Source organism: Microbulbifer mixtoriginis (SeqCode), from assembly GCF_052467945.1.
Genome location: NZ_CP174328.1, coordinates 234,764 through 248,933, shown reverse-complemented (window position 1 = coordinate 248,933; position 14,170 = coordinate 234,764). Strand labels below are relative to the sequence as shown.

Sequence of the window (14,170 nt, the reverse complement as noted above, 5' to 3'; positions counted from 1 at the left end):
GGATAATCAAGAGCGAGATAGCTTTTCACCATTATACGTATTATCTGAACTGTTAATATAAAGGCGGTGGGGAATACTATGACGGAGGTATACAGAGGCGAGAAGCTGCACCACTTTGCGCAGATCCTCTTTTCACCGTTGATTACCCTGCTGTATTCGAAGCTACCACAGGGATTTAGCTGGATTATTTTAAGAACAGCTAACCACTTTTCAGCAACTTGTTATATGCCTACCGCCGCGCCACCAATAGTACGCCTGCTACTATGAGTAGCGCGCCACACACCCTTGAAATTGACAATTCTATCTTGGGATACCCAAGCCATCCGTTATGATCTAGCACTAGAGACGCTATAACTTGGCCACAAACAATAGAGATTGCCAAAACTAGCGCTCCCAGCTTTGGAGCCAAAAATACAGACATTGCAATATTGAATGCTCCGAAAGCGCCACCAAGCCAAGCCCACCATGGTATGGAAGTAATTGACTCTTTAGTAAACCAGCTTTCACTTTGAAAAAGTGAGATAGATCCTAGTATGAGCGTGCCTATCAAGAAAGAGATAAATGCCGCTTGGATGGGAGTATGGAGAGCTACACGAAGCTGTGAATTCACTCCCGCTTGTGATGCAAGAGAAGCTCCAACAATCAGAGCAAAAACCAGTAAGGTATACGTACTTAAACTATTCAACTTACAATACTCTTTACTACTTATCGCACTAAGCGCTTATCGTAGGAGCGCAAACTCGTCCAACGATTTTGGGGACCGGGCCTGTAGGGCCGTACTGCCGGTACTTATTATATGCTCTTACTATCATTTAGACTCATTGCTGCTTTTACTAAAATTCTCTCTACTTCCTTGTTTCTACACTCGAAGTATCGATGAACATCAAGGGCAACTAATGCAGGGGCATTTTCTTTAATAGCATCGAGAATAGCAGCCCGTTGTTCTGAGTTTGCGCTTTCTAGCTTGGCAATATTTTTTATAGTAGCAGCAATAGTTCCTTTTCTTACTCTTACCCCTTTAATAGTTTTGTAATCCTCATCATCCTTGAGTAAATCTTGTGCCTTAACTGGTCTTTCATCCATACAGTTCGACTCCTTCATCGCGAAATACTCGCAACACATAACGTCGCCAGCAGGGGCTGGAGCAAGCAGTGCGGAAGCCCCTCTGGCTTGCCTTATTAAACATTGCTTTTCAGTTTTTGAACATACTTGTACGAAGTTTTGGTGAAACCAATACTTTCATAAAACTGTTGAGTCGACTCACGTTTGAGCGATGTTGTTACTTCAAGTGTACTACAACCTTTTGCGGCAGCATTATCTCGCGCGAAATCAATTAGTCTTGTACCCACACCATACCCCCTGACATCTGAATCCACGACAATGGCTGTAATTCGGCAAAACCTTTCAGCTGAAGGAAAATAGTCAAAGTAGATGACAGACATAACGCTTACGACAGATTTGTCTAAAATTCCAACAACCGTTTCATCGCTATCGCAAATGGGATTTGATATCAGCGATTCAACTGCCTGAATGGATGGCTCATATCCTAGCTGTTGCAGCAAGCTCACAACGACTTGAATATCATTTTTCTCAACTTTTCTTATTTCGAAATTAGCCATAACTTTGAGCGATGTTTAACAACCAGCTTTGGGGCAACCGGAAGGCAGTGTAGGCTGTCCTAGCCATGTGGAGCATGGCGACAACAGCGTTTTTTTATGTGTTTTTGGCATGTCGCCTAATCAGAACCTTATTGAGTATCATTGCTGATAGCACTACGGCGAATGACAAGGCTATGCCACATGTAACCCAGAACGCTACGTATTGAAACCCGTGATTATTAGCATACAAATCTGGCGACGGATTCCTAGCCAGTTCCTCCATTATTTTGGAAGCATATATTTCGCCAAGAAAATGAATACTAACAGTTCCCAGAACAATATATATCGCAACACAGATTCCCCTAATCCTCTTACTCATTGTTGCCTCGGATTACACATAACATTGCGAGAAGGGGCGGCACGTATGCGGCGTCCGCTGCCTTACCTTGTATGTTTGTTCTTGTCCAATTCTGATGTTGAAAATCCTTTTCGCTAACGGGTAAATTGAGACCCACCTTCGGCGGCCACCGAAGGCCTTGTTTGTCACAGTTCGTTGCTGCGCCGGTTCATAAAGACCGTTAACAAGTATGAACGTGACAGACACTCACTAGGCATAACTCGAATAGTCATGTGGGCCTCGAGCCCGAATAGCAAGGCGGAGATAGCTTATCTTATGGAACCTCAAGAGATCAATGTCGGTATCGATACCAGCAGTAAACAACTCGATATATATATGTGAGACCTAATGGCCAGTTCTTTAGTGTTACCAATAACAAAGAGGGTATTAAAGACGCCATTAAACAACTACAACCGCTTAAACCGCAAAGAGTATTAATTGAGTCCACAGGAAGACTAGAATTAGAATTCGTCTGTGCTGCTTATAAAGCGGGACTGCCGATAGTTGTTTGCAATCCTTTACAAGTAAGAAACTTTGCAAAGTCAGCGGGGCGACTCGCCAAAACAGATAAGCTAGATGCAATTGATATCGCACATTTTGGTGAAGCAATGCAGCCAAGATTGTCATCAATCAAACCAGAAAAACTTAGAAATATTAGTGATTTACTGACGGTCAGGGACCAGTGCTTAGAAATGAGCACAATGCAAAAGAATCGCCTCAAGAGAATGCCCAAATCTGTTCACAAGCCCATTCAGGCTATCTTACAAGCCATCAAGAAAGAGCTAGAAGGGGTCGATAAGCAACTTGATAAACTTGTTAACAGTGTTGCCGAGTGGCGACAAAAACGCGATCTCTTATTAAGTGCTAAAGGAGTTGGCAATGTACTGGCTTACACGCTAATGAGCGAACTTCCTGAGCTGGGCAAGTTGAACCGCAAAGAGATTGCGGCACTTGTGGGTATCGCCCCGATGAATCGTGATAGCGGCAGCTTCCAGGGTAAGCGCTATATTCGAGGTGGGCGACATCGTGTACGCACGGTTTTGTTTGTTTCTATGATGTCGGCAATACAATGCCACCCTAAATTAAAGCCAATGTATGAGCGCCTGGTCGCTGCTGGTAAACCAAAGAAAGTAGCCCTTATCGCATGTATGAGGAAGCAACTTACCATTCTAAATACGATGGTAAAAAACAACACTTACTGGGATGAGAAAATGGCTTAAATACTTGACAAAGGACCATAGTCACTTGTTATGCCTTGCCCTCTAAAAATATTCCGAATCAGAATCTAGTCTGACCTGCAACTCTTCCATCGTACTAAACTTTTCTGTTCTAGGATAAGGAGCTTCCTCCTCCTTACCAGACCAAGTTAGATGAACTATATAGAATGCACTCTGGTCAGTTAAGAGTATATCGTCTTGGTCTTCACGCTTTGCGAGAGCTTGAAGCTCAATCCCATACAAGCAATGATCTTTCGAGAGTTCCTTAAACAACTCTCGCTGTAAAGCCTTGCTATGACTTTCAACGTATTCATTTATATCTGACCAAGGTTCCTTGTACATCACTACCTCTCAAGAGGCATAACGCCGCCAGCAACGGCCGCAATGTAGGGGGGAAGGTTCCGTAAGCCGTCCCGCCCCGATAGAGACGAACAAGGTGCGCTTTTTAAGCATGACGTGGCCCAAGCATGATGATTACCATCCCAATTAGGCAGAATATAACACCGACAAAGTCCGTGACCACTGGTCGAGTTGATTCTACTGCCCAAAGCCAAAGTAGCGCGACTGAAACATAGACGCCACCATATGCTGCATATGTACGGCCTGCAGCTTGTGGATGTAAGGTAAGCAACCAAACGAACAATGCCAAGCTTAATGCAGCAGGAGCGAACATCCAAATAGAATAACCTTGACGCAACCAAAGGTATGGGAGATAACAACCCACAATTTCCGCTATGGCAGTAGCTATAAAAAGAAATAATACCTTTAATATTTCCATAGTTCTTTATGAATGCTTAACGCCTCAAGAAGGGGGCTAGTTACGGCGTCCCGCTTCCTTAATTTGTTAGAACCTTTGACGAATTTAGGGAGCCAAATAATTAGTGATAGTAATACTTTGAATATCAATTAAACCTGAGGAACCATCATAATCACGGATATTATCATTCAACTCTCCAAGTTGATCAGTAAACTTATTCACCAGCGGGTAGTAGTCCCTTGATAACACTGTTTCTTTTTTTGGCCCAGAGAAAAGAATTGCTTCTACATTTGTTAAGACGTTACCGCTAACGAGATTATCAAATGTGCTCTTAGTAAATTTTCCATGATAGCTCATAGTTAACTGTAAGTACCCATCTACATTCGTGAGTTCATACGAAAGGTCGCGCCCTCTAAGAGTGCAGCACCAGCCTATAATATCTCCATAGCTCCAGGTAAAGAAGTAATCTGTCTGATCGCAATCTTCATAGCCGCTTGGACAATCCATATTATAAAATAGGGCAAAGTCCTGCCCCATAATATCACCAGCTCCATCGGTAGCCACCACAACTTTTACTCCTATATCGAGAGCGTCTTCTCGCGATACGTTCTGTGAAAATCGTACAATAACTTCAAAAGAAGGAGGATCAATTGAAAGTATTTCGGAGGAGGTAAAGCTTTCTATTTCAGCGGGCATCTCTACTGGATCAGAACTATCTCCGCCGCTGCCACCGCTGCCACCGCTGCATGCGAGCAGAAGGCCCGCAAAAGAAGCTAGAGAGATCAAATGTAGAATTTTTTTTAGTATATATAACATCTAAGTTTAGGCTAATTTATTTTGGGTATCACTACTAACGCCGTGTTAACTGGCCCAGTGTAACAAAACCAGCGTGTGGTAACGTGAGCGAAAGCGAGCCACATGCTGGTAGAACGTAGCTGGATCCACGTTCAACACTTTGTTAGAAACATCATATGCCGCTTTCTGGCTTTAATCTCTGCTTATCACTTTCAGCTTTCTGTTGCCACTTAGGCAGATACTTAGATTTCAATTTTTCAATTTCACTTGCTTTGTTTTTTGCCCAATTTAAACCAGTCTCGTTAGGCACAACTTCAGCCGTGCTATTGTACCAGCTATCAATCTGTTGTTGAGATACGTCTCCACTTGCAGGATTTAAACTAAACCTAGCCTTCCATACTCCCATTCTGGGCGACACCAAAACATAGTATGTTTTATTTTCCAAAAGATTCGCTTCAAGAAAATCTGCATTTTCTCCAATTACCATAAACATATGCTTGCCCGGTTCCGCTTGGTAGGCAACTCTTGTTTGCGCTGATACTGTACCTAGATAATTAGAGTCATTATAAATCGTCGACTGAATTGCTCCGCCATAATTGGAAGGCCTCATGAAATGAACCAACGCCTTACCGTCTTCAGGTTTTGTTACAACGGATTCCGGTGTAACTCTTGTCATATGATTGCTTTGGGTTGCACAGCCTGAAAAAAACAAAACCCCAAGAAATACAATTATCAACCTATTAAACATCTATCTTTCCTCTTTCTGTGAATGAAAATTTTTTCTAACGCCCACAGCAGGGGCGGCTTGCCTTATGCGCGTTTTGCGCGAAAATGGGTGCGAAGCGACCGTGCAAAACGTGCTTAAGGTAAGACGTCCCGCGGAGGGCCGAAGGCCCGGAGCTTCACTGCCTGTGGTTGTTATGCTGAATTCCGCTGTACCGTTTCCACTACCGCCATAAAGTTGAATGCAATGGCTAAGCCCCACAACCAGTGTCTACTTTCCGGCCAGAATATCCTAGGGACAAATGAGCTTACATAGCTTGTTACTAGCGATAAATTTGGGGCGAAAAAAGATAGAAGACATACCAACGCCAACCATTCCAGTGCCAACCATAGTAAAAATAGATCTTGAACAAAAAATAAGGATACGGCAGCGGCTAGTGTTACACCTAACAAGGCCACATCAACTATGCGAATTCCCTCAGAACTCATAAGTTGAACCTACGCAACATAACAGTTTATTAAAGAGCCAGGGGCTCACTATCCTTTTGGCTACTATTTCTGGGATGGAGCCTTCAAGCTCCACAAAAAAGCCTTTATTTACAGCAGGCTATAAACCACTGTCTAAATAGCAATCAGGAATAGTGAGCCACTGACTCAAGTCGTCCGGCTCAACTTCCCGTTCTTAAACACACTTTACCCATAATTCAACCAATAAGTTAGGGAGCACCTTTCTGTAGATGTAAGCCATGGCTCTATAATTCGGGCCCTCGCACCGGCGACACGCTTTCTCCACTGTCCAGCTTTTCGCTCGAAAGAACTTATCCAGAAACTAAAGCTACAAGCTTTCTTCTTCCTTCCTTTACACGAACACGAAATAGTTCAGGGTGAGCCTCTGCCAACTCTATCCATGAACCTGCTGATTCTGGTTTTCTTTGAAGCTCTCCCCCCACCCCCTCTTCGCTTCTACTCGTGCCTTTATGATATGCAAGGACTTGTATTAACGAAAAAACCTCTCCCAACCATGCGAGCTCTAAATAAAATGATTTTTTGCCACTCATACCATCTTCGTTAATGTGCAAAAAAATTAATTCAATAGAAACTTCGTTATGTGCAAGTATTTTCGCTGCTATAGAACTCCTTGAGAACCCTTAAAAACCAACTGAATAGCACCTCTACCAGTGAATGGGTGAGTGAAGACGCTGTTGATTCTAATTAACCCAAGCAAAGAGCTTGATGTTGCACATGAGAAGAAATCAATATTTGTCCAGGCAAGCGAGTGACTAAAAGGGATTTTTTGTGAAAAGGTAAAATTTCAGACGAAAAAAAAAGGGCCTAAAGGCCCTTTTTTCTTTCTTGTGAGTTTTGTCCAGTTTTTATTCACCGGATAAGAGGTCATTACCCTCTTCTCACAAGCCCTTGATAGACAAGGGAAATTTGGTGGAGCTAAGCGGGATCGAACCGCTGACCTCAACACTGCCAGTGTTGCGCTCTCCCAGCTGAGCTATAGCCCCAAATCCTTTTTGCTTAACGTTTCCGTTGAAAGCGAGGCGCATTTTAGCAAGGTTTAGACGCCTGTCAACAGAAAAAATAACTTTTTAATCAATTAGTTAGCAACTTAGCCGGCACAGCCCCCTGCCGGGGGCTGTGGTGTACTTAGGAGAGTGAGGTGTACTCTTTCTCCCAACGTTTAAGGACTTTTTTCCCGGCGCCCCCCAGGGCGTCGATGGCCTGGCGCAGGCGGGCGCGACTGAGGTCTGGGCCCAGTAGTACCATGGCGTCCATCACAGAGAAGGAGGCGGTGGTGCCACTGATGGCGACAAACAGGGGCGCATTGAAGTCCTTGAGCTTAATCTCCATGGACGTGGATAGAGTCTTCACTGCCTGGAAAATACTGTCGCGGTCCCAGGCACGCAGGGCTTCCAGACGCCACAAGGCGAATTGCAGCAATTTCTTCTGCTCATCCAGCTCCAACTTATTGCCACTGAAGCTCTCCTCGGTGAGCGGCAGCTTACCGGAGGCAAGGAAGCTCACCAGCGGTGCGAAATCGCCGAAAGTCTCCATACGCTCTTTGGCATGGGGCAGTACCTTGAGCAGATTCTCGCGGTTAAACATCCAGTCCATAAGGCGATCGGCAAGCTGCTCATTTTCCAACTCGCGAATCCACAGGCCGTTCAGCCAGGACAGTTTCTCTACATCGAACACCGGACCGCCCAAGGAAACGCGGTGGATATCGAAATGCTCAAGCATTTCTTCCAGAGAAAACTTCTCGCGCTCATCTGGCATGGACCAGCCCATACGGCCCAGATAATTGAGCAGTGCTTCGGGCATAAAACCGGCGCGCTGGTAATAAAGAATAGAAGTGGGATTTTTGCGCTTGGACAGCTTGGTTTTATCCGGGTTGCGCAGTAGCGGCAGGTGACAGAGCACCGGCATTTCCCAACCGAAGTATTCATATAGCAACTTGTGCTTAGGTGCGGAATTAATCCATTCCTCACCGCGCAGCACATGGGTGATCTCCATCAGGTGATCATCCACCACATTGGCCAGGTGGTAAGTGGGCATGCCATCGGACTTGAGCAAAATCTGCGCATCGACCTGGGCCCAATCGATCTCAATAGTACCGCGCAGCAGATCTTCCACCACACAGGTGCCGCTCTCCGGCACGTTCATGCGAACTACATAGGGGGCTCCGGCGGCGCGCCGCTTCTCTACCTCCTCTTCCGATAGCGCCAGGTCACTGGGCTTCAGTGAGGTGCGGCCGGCTTCGCGAAGTTCTTCGCGCAGCTGCTCCAGCTCTTCGGCAGTGCGGTAACAGTGGAAGGCATGGCCTTTCTGCACCAGTTCATCGCAGTAAGTTTTGTAGATATCACCGCGCTCACTCTGCCGATAGGGGCCGTGGGGGCCACCTACGTCTGGACCTTCCTGCCAGTCCAATCCGAGCCAACGCAGGCTATCGAGAATCGCCTGCTCGGATTCCGGGGTGCTGCGCTGCTGGTCAGTATCTTCGATACGCAACACAAACTGGCCGCCCTGGGCGCGGGCAAAACACTGATTAAACAGGGCGATATAGGCGGTACCAACGTGGGGATCACCGGTTGGAGACGGTGCGATTCGGGTTCTTACGGTCATGACAAACCTGGTTGAAGATAAATAAAGGACTCTAAAGGCGCGGGATTATAGCGCTGGCCGCGCGTCGGGCACAGATACAAGCTGGTCGCTAATAAGATCTTTTAGGCGCCATAAATCGAAAATTACCCGTAAATGACGTGACTTGAATCACAAAAAAAGTATGATCCCCGCCATAAAGATGGAATAGCTTGACTAACGCATTACCCCTGACAAGTGCAGGATCTTCGCGAGCGGCTTTTCACAGAACGATAACCAACGGCTCAGGAAGATACGCCATGCACAAAAATGTAGTTCGTTCACTGGCCTCTGCTCTCGCAGCAGGCATGCTTTTCAGCGCTTCGGCCGCCACCATGGCAGCCACCAATAGTGCCAGTAGTGATATCACCCTTACCTTTAACCCGAGCATTGTAATTGCCGATGTCGGCGATATCACAATTACCGACCCTGCCCTGGGGACCGATGCCGTTGCCAGTGATGCCTTTTGTATCGGCGGTTTTGGTTTTCCCACCTTTAGCATTACCTTTGAAAGCAATGATGGCAATAACGATACGGCTTTCAGCCTCTCCGGCAACGGCCTAGACGTTCCCTACAGCGTCGGCTTCGACAACAGCACTAACGGTCCCTTTACTGTGGTTAATGAGGGTGAGCCACTAACTGGACTAGATCGTAACGCCGCTTCTTGCAGTGGTTCCGACAATGCCAGATTCCAAATCACTGTTGCCAATAGCGCCTGGCAGACCAACGATGTGCTGGATGGCACCAGCTACACCGATACGCTGCTGATCACTGTAGCCTCAGAATAATTTTGTGGCGTGGCCGGATAGGATTTCCAGCCAAACCCATCGCAGTTTATGGCAGGACGTCTTAACCAATGGCATGCGCTGGCATTTTGTCTGGCGCAGGCCATTCACGCCGATAGCTTTGCAACAACAGCAGCCACTTTTCTGCTGGAGACCTCTGCACCGGAAGGGTTTGATTCACTGACCGAACCACAGCAGTTATTGGTAGACCTCTACTATGGCGGCCGCCAAATAGGCGCAGCGCCAATGACTGTTGACCCCACCCATATCCAATTCGACGAGCCAGAGCAATTGCTCCCTCTTCTACCTGAATTATTAGATAGAGAGACCGTAATAACGGCGCTGGCCGAGCCTTTGCCCAGAAATTCACAGTATCTCTGTCGTTCAAGCTGGCAGCGAAAATGTGGCTATCTAGTGCCTGAGCAGGTGGCGGTCATCTACGATGAAAACCGCTATCGGCTCGATTTATTTTTCTCCGCAAAGTTACTGCCACAAGAAGCCGCCATCAGCGACCCCTATCTCCCGGCCTCCACCAGTGAATTTTCCATTGTTCAAAACCTCAGTGGCGCCTGGAGTGGTGTGGAGAGTAATCTCGGTGAAAACAGTCATAACGCCACTTTGAATGGCAACACCATTATCAGCTTTGGCGAGAGCGCCCTACATGCCCAGTGGTCGGCTGCCACTGCGCAGCACAATCAGATTAGCGCCCTACACTGGTCCAGGGATTATCGTGGAAAAGCCTATTCGATTGGCTTACTACAACCCCAAGGAGGCTGGCACTATTTCAGCAACCACAGCAGCCTGTATGGGGTGGAGATGCGCAGCTCCCAGCTCAGCCGTACAGGCATTAAATATCGGCAGGGCAGCCCACTGGAAATCAATATGCCGGTACGCGGGCGTGTGGAAATTTACCGGGATCAGCGGCTGATCCACACAGAAATGCTGGAGGCCGGTAACCGATTGCTAAATACCAGCACCCTGCCGCATGGTTACTACGAAATTGAGGTGCGTACTTTTGATGAAATGGGGCGTTCGCTGCACAGCCACTCAGAGTTCTTTACCAAAGACTCCCTGCTACCGGCCCCTGGGGAATGGTCCTGGAATTTTTATGCCGGGCAGCCCGCGCACAACTACAGTAACTATCAGACGCTACCCGAGCGCTACCAGAATGTGCTGGTTCAGGGATCTATAGCTCGACGCTTAAGTGGCAATCTGGGGTTCTTTGCCTCGGCAGCCTCAACCCGTGAGCAACAACTTTTCGAGATTGGCGCCCGCTGGATAGGTGGCTTCTTCGAAGTTTCGCCGAGCATAGTGACTAACAAGGATGGGCGCAGTGGTCACAGGCTTCAGGCGCTGTTGAAAACCCCATTCGCCACACTGAGTGCCATTGATACTAGGCTGGATGACGCTGCCGATTTTGATCAAACCAAGGGTCTGCAACTGCTACCACTAGGTTACTCCCAGCGCAGCCTGGCTCTACAGAGTAACCTGCTGGGAGGGCAACTCTCTCTGCGCTTGCGTGAGCGGGACAGTGGATATCGCTTGTTGCCCGGAGAGCAAGTCGACAAATTAGATAATGCGAGTAAGCTCACCAGCCTATCCTTCAAACGCAACTTCTTACAAAGTTCTAAGTGGCTGGGCAGTGCCACTTTCTCACACCATAAGGCCGACGGGCAGCAGTATACCGGCCTGGAGATAGAATTCCGACGCCGCGCCAAACACTGGCAGCACAGCGCCAATCTAAACAGTGAGCGCAGTAATCACAGAGATCACGAACAGCGCTTGCTCCTGGAGAGTCACTGGCACGATAGGGACCTATGGGCAGCGGAATTTGAGCAACAAATCACTGCAGAAAAAAGCAGGCATGGCCGTTATCTTGAGAGCAGCAGCCATCTCGCCGGCCACTTCGGATATTTAAACAGCACTCTCAGCTTTAATAACGTTAACCATAGCAAGGCTTTCAATTATCTGGGTGGCTTCAGTACCAACCTAATTGTTGCAGAAAATACCTTCGCCTGGGGTGGTGAACGCGCACTAGAAAGTGCTGTAGTTATTGAAATCGATGGCAGCGACCAACAGAATTTTGAAGTATTAGTTGATGGCAACCGGCGCGGCTATGCCAAAGGCGGTGATAGGTCTGTAATCAACTTGCCTGCATTTCAGAGTTATGACCTGTCCCTGCGCCCATTGGATAATGGTTTCTTTGATTACCGCGAACAGAGTAAAACCTTCACCCTATATCCCGGTAATGTTAATTCCACAACTTATCAGATAGAGCAACAGTTGCTTATTTTGGGGCGTCTAACCGATATGGGTGAGGGGTTGCCTAACACCCCATTATTTATCGGTGAGCACAGTACCACCACCGATCGGTACGGCGTTTTCCAACTAAGCATAAATACCAACAAGAATAACCTGCTTACTCAAGCATTAACTTGGGATCACTGTCAGGCTCCCATAAATATTCTGTCTTCTGGGGATAGCTGGTTGAATCTAGGCAGCATTGAACAATCCAAGGCCAACTGCCATATCGAAACTACTGCGAGGTTGACCAGTGCACAGCATTAAACACTTAATTGGGAAACTCCTTTGGCTGGGTGTTCTTTTTTTACATTGTCATAATCCGGCCAAGGCACAAAGCTGCTCCAGCAATGACAGCTTGCGCACCTGTAATCTGGGCAGCACACACACCCTAAATTACCAGTCCAATAGCCAAGAAGTTCCCTTCACCTTGCGCAGTCGCAGCGCATTCAGTGGCCGCTCCCTAGCTTACTACGCGGAACTCACTCCTTTAAGTGGTAGCACTTACTCTCTAACTGCCAACAATGGCGACACTTTGGATATCTCCTTTACTTTAAACCCCAGCAATAGTGATGCACAGCTACTCACACTGAACAATCTCGCTGGCCCCTTTAATGGTAGTAGCAATGATGTCAACGCGTCCTTAACCTTGGAAATTGACGATACGAAAACGCCCTCCTCCAATCGCTATAGCGGTAGTTTTCAAGTCATCCTAGAGCAGTACTTCCTTATTTTTCTGGTTGATAGCGAAACAGTAGAATTTGATATTGTTTTGCAGGTAGAGCCCCGTATTTCAATTCGAAACTTGGGGGATATTAACCTCAGTAACTCGGGTATTTCCTTCGGCCAGGCGATTGAAGGACAGGAAGATTTCTGTATTGGCGGCATTGGATTTGACCGCTATACCGTAAATCTATCTAGCAGCAATGGAAGTACGGGTGGAACTGGGCTTCAGCCTTTTTCCCTTAGAGGTGTTAATGAAAACATTACCTATTCGGTCGGTTTCAGTAATACGTTAAACAGCAACACGTTCAACAGCCCTAATAGTCAGGGTGATATCGCGGGGTCATTTACTAGACAGTCAGATGAAGCTTGTACTAGTGATAACGCCAGAGTATCTATCTCAGTTGCCCCCTCAGATTGGGAGCTGGCTGGGGAACCTGTATATACCGATGTATTGACAATTACGGTCAGTAGCCAATAATAATTTTTACAACTTCTTACTGACCGCCAGCTTTGCAAAACAACTTTAGTATTAAATAAAATAATTACGCAAACCCAAAAAACTCCATTAGCTGGTGCTAATCCTTCAAAACTCTTACACATATCCCGTATTAGCGCCTCTATGGTAATCATTCCGCTAACACCCCTCTAAAATTCAATAGGCGCCGAATAAGAACTCTTGCTCCATATAAAACGGCATTTTAAAAATCCTGAAAACTCCACAAATCCAGCCAAACAAATATTACGACAATTAAGGCGCACCATTTATCCACAAATAAGAAATTATCACTATTTTCTACCGACCCAATGGGAAATTTTCCCTATTCTTTTAGCCGCAAGCTCAACTATACCCTTCTCTGCTCACACTTAACAAAAGGACATCAATAATGAAGCACATGTTAAGAAGTTATGTCATCCCCGTGGCGATGGCTGCTATTTCCACTGCTGGGGCACAATTTGCCATAGCAGCAACTGATCAGGCCAATACAGAAATAATGCTAAAGTTTAATGAATCGATTGATATAAATGGCCTCGAAAACCTTACCTTTGAAGACCCCACACCAAATACTGATGCCGAGGGTTGGGTGGATTTTTGTATTCGAGGCATTGGATTCATAAACTTCGAAATTCAATTTGACAGCCTCAATGGAGACGGTGCATACATACTGAGCAATGGCTCCACGGATATCCCCTACCAAGTTAGCTTTAGAAATGTTTCGGGAGGAAATTTCTCTCCAACAAATGAAGGTGTAGCCCTGAACGGACAAATCCTCCAGAATCCTGGCAACTGTAATGGAGCTCCAGATAACTCCACCTTTGAAGTATTAATTCCAAATGCAAACTGGGAAAAGCCCGATGTTTTAAGCGGCACCATATATACCGATGTTTTGACCGTCACAGTTACGTCAGAATAACCAATACAAATAATAAAATGTAATTTTGTCCAGGGAACAACCTCCCTATGGTAATGGTAAATAAAAGCAACGTCGGGAAGTTTCCTTGGATGCTCTTACCGCTATGGTTCTGGCATACAACTGCAGTGTCAACAGAACCAATGCATCTCGTAACCACAGATGTACCTGCGGGTTTTTCAGATCTAACCAAGCCCCAAAGGATTGTGGCAGACCTGTACTATGGCGGGCGCAGTTTGGGCTCGGCGCTAATTATTGCCGAGCCTGAATCCGTGCGCTTTGTAGAACCTGAGGAGGCTATCAAGCTTCTCCCTGTTA

The 14,170-nt window shown here is 46.5% G+C and carries 13 protein-coding genes, 1 tRNA gene and 1 pseudogene; 5 read left to right on the top strand and 10 right to left on the bottom strand.

Annotated elements, in window-relative coordinates:
* Positions 1-229: 229 nt before the first annotated feature.
* From ACJJIJ_RS01110 to ACJJIJ_RS01100, 3 genes are all read right to left on the bottom strand, one after another.
* Positions 230-685, bottom strand: coding sequence for a DMT family transporter (locus tag ACJJIJ_RS01110; RefSeq protein WP_353505464.1), 456 nt, complete (start codon positions 683-685; stop codon positions 230-232).
* A gap of 107 nt (positions 686-792) precedes the next feature.
* The gene (locus ACJJIJ_RS01105) at positions 793-1,083 is read right to left on the bottom strand and encodes a hypothetical protein (RefSeq protein ID WP_252084718.1); all 291 of its coding nucleotides are present in this window, start codon (positions 1,081-1,083) and stop codon (positions 793-795) included.
* A gap of 95 nt (positions 1,084-1,178) precedes the next feature.
* Positions 1,179-1,619 (bottom strand): GNAT family N-acetyltransferase, encoded by a 441-nt coding sequence (locus ACJJIJ_RS01100; RefSeq protein WP_444938417.1) that lies wholly within the window; start codon positions 1,617-1,619, stop codon positions 1,179-1,181.
* Positions 1,620-2,271: 652 nt separating this feature from the next.
* On the opposite strand from ACJJIJ_RS01100, the pseudogene ACJJIJ_RS01095 reads away from it, so the two are divergent.
* Positions 2,272-3,215 (top strand): annotated as a pseudogene (locus ACJJIJ_RS01095) (IS110 family RNA-guided transposase).
* 42 nt (positions 3,216-3,257) lie between these two features.
* On the opposite strand, the gene ACJJIJ_RS01090 reads toward ACJJIJ_RS01095, so the two are convergent.
* The 7 genes from ACJJIJ_RS01090 to gltX form a co-directional block, all read right to left on the bottom strand.
* Positions 3,258-3,554: a hypothetical protein gene (locus ACJJIJ_RS01090; RefSeq protein ID WP_444938416.1), complete on the bottom strand. Its 297-nt coding sequence runs from the start codon at positions 3,552-3,554 to the stop codon at positions 3,258-3,260.
* 103 nt (positions 3,555-3,657) lie between these two features.
* Positions 3,658-3,990 (bottom strand): YnfA family protein, encoded by a 333-nt coding sequence (locus ACJJIJ_RS01085; RefSeq protein WP_444938415.1) that lies wholly within the window; start codon positions 3,988-3,990, stop codon positions 3,658-3,660.
* An 84-nt stretch (positions 3,991-4,074) separates the two neighbouring features.
* The gene (locus ACJJIJ_RS01080) at positions 4,075-4,785 is read right to left on the bottom strand and encodes a hypothetical protein (RefSeq protein ID WP_444938414.1); all 711 of its coding nucleotides are present in this window, start codon (positions 4,783-4,785) and stop codon (positions 4,075-4,077) included.
* 151 nt (positions 4,786-4,936) lie between these two features.
* A complete protein-coding gene (locus ACJJIJ_RS01075) occupies positions 4,937-5,512 on the bottom strand; it encodes a hypothetical protein (RefSeq protein ID WP_444891189.1) in 576 nt (191 codons plus the stop codon).
* A 793-nt stretch (positions 5,513-6,305) separates the two neighbouring features.
* Positions 6,306-6,545, bottom strand: coding sequence for a hypothetical protein (locus tag ACJJIJ_RS01070; RefSeq protein ID WP_444938413.1), 240 nt, complete (start codon positions 6,543-6,545; stop codon positions 6,306-6,308).
* 377 nt (positions 6,546-6,922) lie between these two features.
* Positions 6,923-6,998, bottom strand: a tRNA-Ala gene (locus tag ACJJIJ_RS01065).
* A 142-nt stretch (positions 6,999-7,140) separates the two neighbouring features.
* Positions 7,141-8,616, bottom strand: coding sequence for a glutamate--tRNA ligase (gene gltX / locus ACJJIJ_RS01060; protein WP_444938412.1), 1,476 nt, complete (start codon positions 8,614-8,616; stop codon positions 7,141-7,143).
* Between the two features lie 275 nt (positions 8,617-8,891).
* Between gltX and ACJJIJ_RS01055 the strand changes: the two genes are divergently transcribed.
* The 4 genes from ACJJIJ_RS01055 (at position 8,892) to ACJJIJ_RS01040 (ending at position 13,855) form a co-directional block, all read left to right on the top strand.
* Complete coding sequence (locus tag ACJJIJ_RS01055; RefSeq protein ID WP_252084710.1) at positions 8,892-9,419, top strand: hypothetical protein; 528 nt, start codon at positions 8,892-8,894, stop codon at positions 9,417-9,419.
* A gap of 48 nt (positions 9,420-9,467) precedes the next feature.
* The gene (locus ACJJIJ_RS01050; RefSeq protein WP_444938411.1) at positions 9,468-11,984 is read left to right on the top strand and encodes a TcfC E-set like domain-containing protein; all 2,517 of its coding nucleotides are present in this window, start codon (positions 9,468-9,470) and stop codon (positions 11,982-11,984) included.
* On the top strand, positions 11,971-12,921 hold the full coding sequence (locus ACJJIJ_RS01045) for a hypothetical protein (RefSeq protein WP_444938410.1): 951 nt from the start codon (positions 11,971-11,973) through the stop codon (positions 12,919-12,921). Before ACJJIJ_RS01050 ends, ACJJIJ_RS01045 begins: the two co-directional genes overlap by 14 nt.
* Positions 12,922-13,327: 406 nt before the next feature.
* Positions 13,328-13,855, top strand: a complete 528-nt coding sequence (locus ACJJIJ_RS01040) for a hypothetical protein (RefSeq protein WP_444891241.1) — start codon at positions 13,328-13,330, stop codon at positions 13,853-13,855.
* The last annotated feature ends 315 nt before the right edge of the window (positions 13,856-14,170 follow it).

Excerpts from the sequence above, each read along its gene's own strand:
- ACJJIJ_RS01080 (WP_444938414.1), bottom strand. The coding sequence starts at position 4,785 with ATGTTATATATACTAAAAAAAATTCTACATTTGATCTCTCTAGCTTCT.
- ACJJIJ_RS01100 (WP_444938417.1), bottom strand. The coding sequence starts at position 1,619 with ATGGCTAATTTCGAAATAAGAAAAGTTGAGAAAAATGATATTCAAGTC.
- ACJJIJ_RS01050 (WP_444938411.1), top strand. The coding sequence starts at position 9,468 with ATGGCAGGACGTCTTAACCAATGGCATGCGCTGGCATTTTGTCTGGCG.
- ACJJIJ_RS01040 (WP_444891241.1), top strand. The coding sequence starts at position 13,328 with ATGAAGCACATGTTAAGAAGTTATGTCATCCCCGTGGCGATGGCTGCT.
- ACJJIJ_RS01085 (WP_444938415.1), bottom strand. The coding sequence starts at position 3,990 with ATGGAAATATTAAAGGTATTATTTCTTTTTATAGCTACTGCCATAGCG.
- ACJJIJ_RS01090 (WP_444938416.1), bottom strand. The coding sequence starts at position 3,554 with ATGTACAAGGAACCTTGGTCAGATATAAATGAATACGTTGAAAGTCAT.
- ACJJIJ_RS01075 (WP_444891189.1), bottom strand. The coding sequence starts at position 5,512 with ATGTTTAATAGGTTGATAATTGTATTTCTTGGGGTTTTGTTTTTTTCA.
- ACJJIJ_RS01070 (WP_444938413.1), bottom strand. The coding sequence starts at position 6,545 with ATGAGTGGCAAAAAATCATTTTATTTAGAGCTCGCATGGTTGGGAGAG.
- ACJJIJ_RS01105 (WP_252084718.1), bottom strand. The coding sequence starts at position 1,083 with ATGGATGAAAGACCAGTTAAGGCACAAGATTTACTCAAGGATGATGAG.
- gltX (WP_444938412.1), bottom strand. The coding sequence starts at position 8,616 with ATGACCGTAAGAACCCGAATCGCACCGTCTCCAACCGGTGATCCCCAC.
- ACJJIJ_RS01055 (WP_252084710.1), top strand. The coding sequence starts at position 8,892 with ATGCACAAAAATGTAGTTCGTTCACTGGCCTCTGCTCTCGCAGCAGGC.